The sequence below is a fragment of the Novosphingobium fluoreni genome (genome assembly GCF_014196615.1).
In the GTDB taxonomy this organism is placed as follows: domain Bacteria; phylum Pseudomonadota; class Alphaproteobacteria; order Sphingomonadales; family Sphingomonadaceae; genus Novosphingobium; species Novosphingobium fluoreni.
This window is the reverse complement of record NZ_JACIDY010000005.1, coordinates 263,329-269,441: the sequence shown is the minus strand read 5'-3', so window position 1 is coordinate 269,441 and position 6,113 is coordinate 263,329. Positions and strand designations below refer to the sequence as shown.

Annotated in this window: 5 protein-coding genes; 2 read left to right on the top strand and 3 right to left on the bottom strand. The window is 59.3% G+C overall.

Features of this window, described 5'->3' with window-relative positions; translation table 11 throughout:
* Window positions 1-155 precede the first annotated feature (155 nt).
* The gene (locus tag GGR39_RS12065; protein WP_183617359.1) at window positions 156-1,562 is read left to right on the top strand and encodes a helix-turn-helix domain-containing protein; all 1,407 of its coding nucleotides are present in this window, start codon (window positions 156-158) and stop codon (window positions 1,560-1,562) included.
* Window positions 1,563-1,636: 74 nt separating this feature from the next.
* Here GGR39_RS12065 and GGR39_RS12060 read toward each other — a convergent pair whose 3' ends face one another.
* From GGR39_RS12060 to GGR39_RS12050, 3 genes are all read right to left on the bottom strand, one after another.
* On the bottom strand, window positions 1,637-2,476 hold the full coding sequence (locus GGR39_RS12060; RefSeq protein WP_183617358.1) for a Ros/MucR family transcriptional regulator: 840 nt from the start codon (window positions 2,474-2,476) through the stop codon (window positions 1,637-1,639).
* Window positions 2,477-3,126: 650 nt separating this feature from the next.
* Entirely contained in the window at window positions 3,127-4,164 is a 1,038-nt protein-coding gene (locus GGR39_RS12055; protein ID WP_183617357.1) for a glycosyltransferase family 4 protein, read from the bottom strand.
* Entirely contained in the window at window positions 4,164-5,765 is a 1,602-nt protein-coding gene (locus tag GGR39_RS12050; RefSeq protein ID WP_183617356.1) for an alpha-amylase family glycosyl hydrolase, read from the bottom strand. Before GGR39_RS12050 ends, GGR39_RS12055 begins: the two co-directional genes overlap by 1 nt.
* 156 nt (window positions 5,766-5,921) lie before the next feature.
* Between GGR39_RS12050 and GGR39_RS12045 the strand changes: the two genes are divergently transcribed.
* Complete coding sequence (locus tag GGR39_RS12045) at window positions 5,922-6,110, top strand: DUF3008 family protein (RefSeq protein WP_058737218.1); 189 nt, start codon at window positions 5,922-5,924, stop codon at window positions 6,108-6,110.
* The last annotated feature ends 3 nt before the right edge of the window (window positions 6,111-6,113 follow it).

Sequence of the window (6,113 nt, the reverse complement as noted above, 5' to 3'; positions counted from 1 at the left end):
GACGCTTCTCCATCTCCGCGATGTTGGCTGACACCTGCTAATCACTCCCTGCCGTCACGGCTCTCAACCATGCCCTATCAAAGCATCTCATCCCCTACGTCCAATGTTATTCTGCAAAGTTGTAAACACCAAGTTTGCAAACTATACCCACGAGCATGCCCGCCTACCGCACCTTTGCAGGCTCCAGCCTGCGTGCCATCCGGACGCTGAAGCGGCTTCGCCAGGCGGAAATGGCGCAGACGTTGGGGATCAGCGCCGCCTATCTGTCCCAGCTGGAGAATGACGATCGCCCGCTGACAGCCGCCTTGATCGACAAGCTGGAACGCCACTTCCCGTCCGAGTGGCGTGGCGCACCGCGGGCGCAGGCCGAACCGCTCCATGTCGCGCTGCATCATGCCATGGCCTCGTCGGGCATGAGTGGCGACTTGTCCTCTTCGAAGATCAGGCGGATCGCAGAGCAGCATCCAGAGTTCGCCGCGCGCTTCATCGATCTGGAGCGCTCCGCCAAGCAAAGTCTCCAGCGCCTGGCCATGCTGGACGAGGCACTGGGCGTGGGCAATCTCGCCGGAGGACGTCTCCCGTGGGAAGAGGTCCGGGACTGGTTCAGCGATTCCGACAACTACGTCGATACGATCGACCGCGCGGCCGAGGCGTTTTCCGGTCAGTTGTCGGGTGAAGCGGTGACCCCCTCGATCCAGACGTTGACGCAGTGGCTCGATCAGCGCGGTGTGGATGTCCGCTTTGCTTCGCACGGGCCCCTCCGGCATTTCGATGAGGCGGCACGCACGCTGACCGTGAACTCCGCGCAAGCGCAGGACAGCTTGCGGTTCCATCTGGCTTGGCACGTAGCGAGCATTGTGTTTCGCGAAGAGATCGCGGCAATCATCGCCAACGCCGTGGTGACGTCGGACACGTCACGCAATCTTCTGTCGATCGGCCTTGGCAATTACGCGGCCGGTGCGATCCTGATGCCATATGGCGCGTTTCGCCTTATCGCTCGGGACTATCGCCATGACATCGATCGTCTGCGCCATGCCTTTGGCACGACATTCGAACAGGTCTGCCATCGTCTCTCAACATTGCAGCGCCCGGGAGAGTTGGGCATTCCGATGTACTTCTGCCGTGTTGATATCGCGGGCAACATTACCAAGCGCCATTCAGCGACACGGTTGCGTTTTGCCCGGTTTGGTGGGGCCTGTCCGCTATGGGTGGTGCACGAGGCCGTCGCCGTTCCGGACAGAATCCATGTCCAACTGGCGGAGATGCCGGATGGCGTTCGCTATGTTTCGATCGCGAAGGGGCTGGTCAAGCAAGGGGGCAATTACACCCAACGCCCGCACCGCCATGCCGTGGCGCTCGGCTGCGAGACGGATTATGCCGATGCTTTCATTTACGCCGACGAACTGAATCTCAGCAGTTCGTTCTCAGCTACAAAGATCGGCACGTCTTGCCGCATCTGCCCAAGGACCGACTGTTCTCAGCGCGCGTTTCCGCCCAGTGATCGCGAGATTTCGGTCGACGTCAATCGGCGTGACATCGTGCCCTATGAGATCGGCGGCTAGTTGTCAGTCAGCGCGACGCTTCCGTTGAGAGGGAAGCGTCGCGCCGATGATTGGATGCGTTAACGCGCGCCCGTTTATTCGCCTTGCGGGGTGCGAGCCTTGCGGCGCGGCTTGGCAGAGGCAGCCTTTGCTTCGCCACCATCTTGCGCCGCCGTGCCGGCATCAGCGCCCTGATCCGACGATGAAGAATTGAACAAGCCGAGCTTCTTGCGCGTCTTGCTGGGCGCCGCTTGTTCTCCAGCAGCCGCATTCGATGCTGCAGCCTTTGCAGCAGGAGCCTTGCCCGCGGCGGACTTCGCAGCGGCGGCAGGCTTAAGCCCACGCTTGGGAGCGCTCTTTGCTTCCGGCGCAGCGACAACCGGCGCGTTTACCGCTTCGGAGACGCCAGCCTGCTCAGCCGGGGTCGATGCCGCGCCAGCCTCTTCCACCTTTGCCTTCCGACGCGGGCTGCTGGGCGCGGTCTGCGTTTTCACCGTGTCGTCAGCTTGCACCTTTTCGGCCGGCGCGGGCTTGCGGCTGCCCAAGCCGATCTTCTGTGCAACAGCACGGCGACGTGCAGCATATTCCGGTGCGACAAGCGGATAGCTGGCCGGGAGATTATAACGCGAGCGATAATCGTCCGGAGTAAGTCCGTGCGACGCCAGGTGGCGCTTCAATGTCTTGTAAGGCTTGCCGTCAATCAGGCTGAGAATATGCTCAGGCGATCCCACGCTCTTACGGACCGAAACGGCCGGCGTGAAAGTCTCCGGCGTTTCCTCTGCAACCGTAGGAACGGCGCTTTCCACCAACGCCGAGCGCGTCGTACGGATCAAGTCCGCCAGCTCACCCGCTCCGACCGAATTGTTCGACAGGTACGCGCTCAACAACTGGACGGTCAGCGCGGTGACATCTTGGCTCTGGTCAGCTTCGGGCATTCGGATGGTCTTTCATTTGCGACGCGAGAAAGCTCTATAATAGAAAGATACGACATCTTGGCAATACAGTAATCAACTGCCCGATATATTTCATCTCGGACCCGTAACTTTTGAGGACGGTCTGGCTAGGCGCTAATGACGGCTTTCACAATGTGATCGACCATAAGAACAGCCATTTTGCGCAAGACAATCAGCTGATCGGGTTTGATGCCAAGGCGTCCATTGTCGACGATATCGGCTTAAGTCGTTGTTGAAGTTAGCGATAATCGTACATGCCTGATCGGAGGCGCTCCCGGTAAACATTTCCATGTTTTGAGCATGATCCTCGCCAGCCAATCCAGCAGGAGGTCGATAGATGTTAGTGCGAGGGTTCCACCGGCAATTGGGGCGTGCAACTCTGCTCGATCGGCGCCCGAGCAGCATCGCGATACTTCAGTCGCTTTCCGCAGCCGCTCTCGCGTTCTGGCGGGACTTAACAAAACTTGCTCTTTTTCGGAGGGTCTCGTTTCCGTGACGCTATCAGGCGAAAACGACCACTGTTTCGCAACTATACTGGCCTTAGCTGCTCGACCCATCGATTTCGAAACATAGATGATATCCGAAGCTGGAGACCCGCTGATGCTGTGGTGATCCCGGCCAGGGCCGCAGACCTAAACCGTGGCAGAGACTTTTCTCGAACTTTCGGACGCAAGAATACGTTCGTAGAGCGCCAAATATTCGTCTGCCATGCGATTGACGTGGAAACGGCGTTCGACACTCGCTCGCACGGCTTTCCGATCGAGCGATCCCACGGCGGCAATCGCCTGCACCGCCTCTACATTGCTATCCACCAGGAAACCATTGACGCCGTGCTCGATAATTTCAGTCATAGAACCGCGCCTTGAGGCGATCACCGGCGTACCGCAGGCCATTGCTTCCACCACGGACAGCCCGAAAGGTTCATCGAAATCGATTAGGTGAAGCAGCGCACGTGCCTGACCCAGGGCCTTCAGGCGCTTTTCGTCACCGACTGCCCCATGATACCGTGCGTTCTCGCCAAGTCGGGAGGTTACTTCGCGGGCGAAATATCCGTCATCCTGTACGATGCCGTAAAGATCGAGCGCCCGCCCGCTTTGCCGCGCCACGTCCAGCGCATGGTGCGGGCCCTTGTCGGGATGCATTCGGCCAAAGAACAGCAGCGTATCGCTACCCGCCTCGTCGAAAGGGAAGCTTTCAACATCGATACCATGGTGGATCGTTGCGGCGTATTTCAGGGCTGGATGCCGGTCCGCCTCGCTGATCGCCACATAGTGAACGCGATCCTGATAGGGCTTGTACATCGGGAGGATGCGGTCGGACGAAAAGCCGTGGATCGTCGTGACCATCGGCGTGTCGACAAGCTGAGCAAAGGCGTGGGCCGGGAAATCGGCCTGGTTGTGGATCACATCGAAGTTATCGGCCTGCTCGAAAAGGTGAGCGAGGTGGCGATGCTCCCACACTTTGGCGTCTATCGACGGATCCTCGCTGTAAGGCGCCGGCACGACACCATCCAACTTCGCCGACGTCAAGCTGTCTTGCGTCGCGAACAAAGTGACATCTGCGCCTTTGCGCACCAGCGCTTCGGTGAGCAGGCTGGTGACGAGCTCCCACGGGCCATAATGGCGCGGCGGGGTGCGCCAGGCGATTGGCGCTAGCATGGCGATGCGCATCAGTGTTTTCCCGTCAGTCTAAAGATCACGCCCTCATCCGCCGCAACAGTTCCGGTTTTGGCGTCAGATCTCGCGAGTGTAGAAGCGATCGTATCACCCAGGCCATAGCCGTGGGGCGTCGCAAACCGGCGCGCTTGCGAACTGAGGTTGAGGACGATCAGCAGCGTCTCATCTCCTGCCTGCCTAATGTAGGACAAGACTTCGTCGTCAGCGCCCTTCAAGGTGAAGGAACCAATCGTCAACGCCGGGGAACTGCGCCGCAGCGCGAGCAGTTTCTGAAAAAACCGCAGCATTGAATGTTCATCCGCACTCTGCGCGGCGACATTTCTGGCACGCCAGTCATCGTTCAGCGGCAACCACGGCTCGGCGGTGCTGAAGCCGGCGAACGGCGCATCGTTCCAGGGCATCGGCGTGCGAGACCGATCGCGACCGATCCCTCGCTCCGGCTCTCGCAAGTGCTGGGGATCGCGCATTCGTTCCGGTGGAATCGTCACCTCGCCGATGCCGAGTTCATCGCCTTGATAAAGCGTGGGCGTACCGCGCAAGGTCAGCAGCAGCATCGCCGCGACCCGCGCCTGCGCCTCACCGACGCGCGCAGCGATGCGGGGCGCGTCGTGGCTGCCGATAACCCAGTTGGGCCAACCAAACGCCGGCAACGAACCTTCATAATCCGCGATGATTTGCCGAAGCGAAGCCGCATCCCACGGATTTTCGATCAATTGGAAGTTGAACGGCAAGTGCACTTGCGGCTGTTCTGGGGTGCCATACCATTTGGCATGGCGATCGTTGGGTAGGAATATTTCCCCGACCAGAACCCGGTCGCCATAACTGTCAGCAAGACGACGCATCTCCACTGAAATCGTGTGCGCTTCGGGTTGATCAGTCGAGTGAAGCTGGATCAGCTTGTCGCGCTCTCTCACTTCGGGCGTCCATGCCGGATTGAGTGGATTGTCCGGGAACGCTTCATGCTTGATCATGTGCCAGATCACATCAATGCGGAAGCCGTCCACGCCGCGATCCAGCCAGAACCGGAGCACATCGCTCATCGCCGCGCGCAGTTCCGGGTTGCGCCAGTTAAGGTCCGGCTGTTCTTTCAGGAACGCGTGTAGGTAGTATTGCCCCGTCGCTTCATCCCATTCCCAGGATGAGCCGCCAAAATCACTGATCCAATTGTTGGGCGGGCCACCGTCCGCGCCGGCATCACGCCAGATATACCAGTCTCGCTTCGGATTATCGCGGGACGAGCGGCTTTCGATAAACCACGGATGTTGGTCCGAACTGTGATTGGGCACGAAATCGAGCAGCAGCTTCAAACCACGGGCGTGGATTTCGCTGATCAGCCGATCAAAAGTAGCCAAATCCCCGAAGAGCGGTTCGATCCCGCAATAGTCGGCTACGTCGTATCCGAAGTCGGCCATGGGCGAAGGAAATATGGGCGACAACCAGATCGCATCGACGCCCAACTGCGCAACATAGTCCAACCGCGCGATCACACCCGCAAGATCACCGATCCCGTCTCCGTTGGAGTCCTGAAAAGATCTGGGGTAGATCTGGTAGATCACCCCCCGCTCCCACCAGGGCGTGTCGCGTCGTTCTGCCATCACGCCGACGAAAGGCGCGGGGCCGGCGATGGTTCCTTGTCACGGGGTGATGATAGCGTTTCCTGCCATAGGATAGGGCCAGCGATCATTAGCCCTGAACTTGTGAACCGCCATGACCTCCGCGCGTTACTTGGCCAGGATCAAGGAGTTCATACGATGCCTGCAAAATCTGCCGCTCAGCAGAAAGCCGCCGGAGCCGCTTTGTCAGCCAAACGTGGCGACACGCCCAAGAGCAAACTTCAGGGCGCGTCCAAATCGATGGAAAAGTCGATGACGGAAAAGGAGTTGGAAGAGCTTGCCTCCACGAAGCGGAAGGGCAAGCCGGAGCATAAAGCCAAAAGTTGACGG

What these genes read in the sequence shown, in the direction of transcription:
- GGR39_RS12060 (WP_183617358.1), bottom strand. Translation starts at nt 2,476, where the DNA reads ATGCCCGAAGCTGACCAGAGCCAAGATGTCACCGCGCTGACCGTCCAG.
- GGR39_RS12050 (WP_183617356.1), bottom strand. Translation starts at nt 5,765, where the DNA reads ATGGCAGAACGACGCGACACGCCCTGGTGGGAGCGGGGGGTGATCTAC.
- GGR39_RS12045 (WP_058737218.1), top strand. Translation starts at nt 5,922, where the DNA reads ATGCCTGCAAAATCTGCCGCTCAGCAGAAAGCCGCCGGAGCCGCTTTG.
- GGR39_RS12055 (WP_183617357.1), bottom strand. Translation starts at nt 4,164, where the DNA reads ATGCGCATCGCCATGCTAGCGCCAATCGCCTGGCGCACCCCGCCGCGC.
- GGR39_RS12065 (WP_183617359.1), top strand. Translation starts at nt 156, where the DNA reads ATGCCCGCCTACCGCACCTTTGCAGGCTCCAGCCTGCGTGCCATCCGG.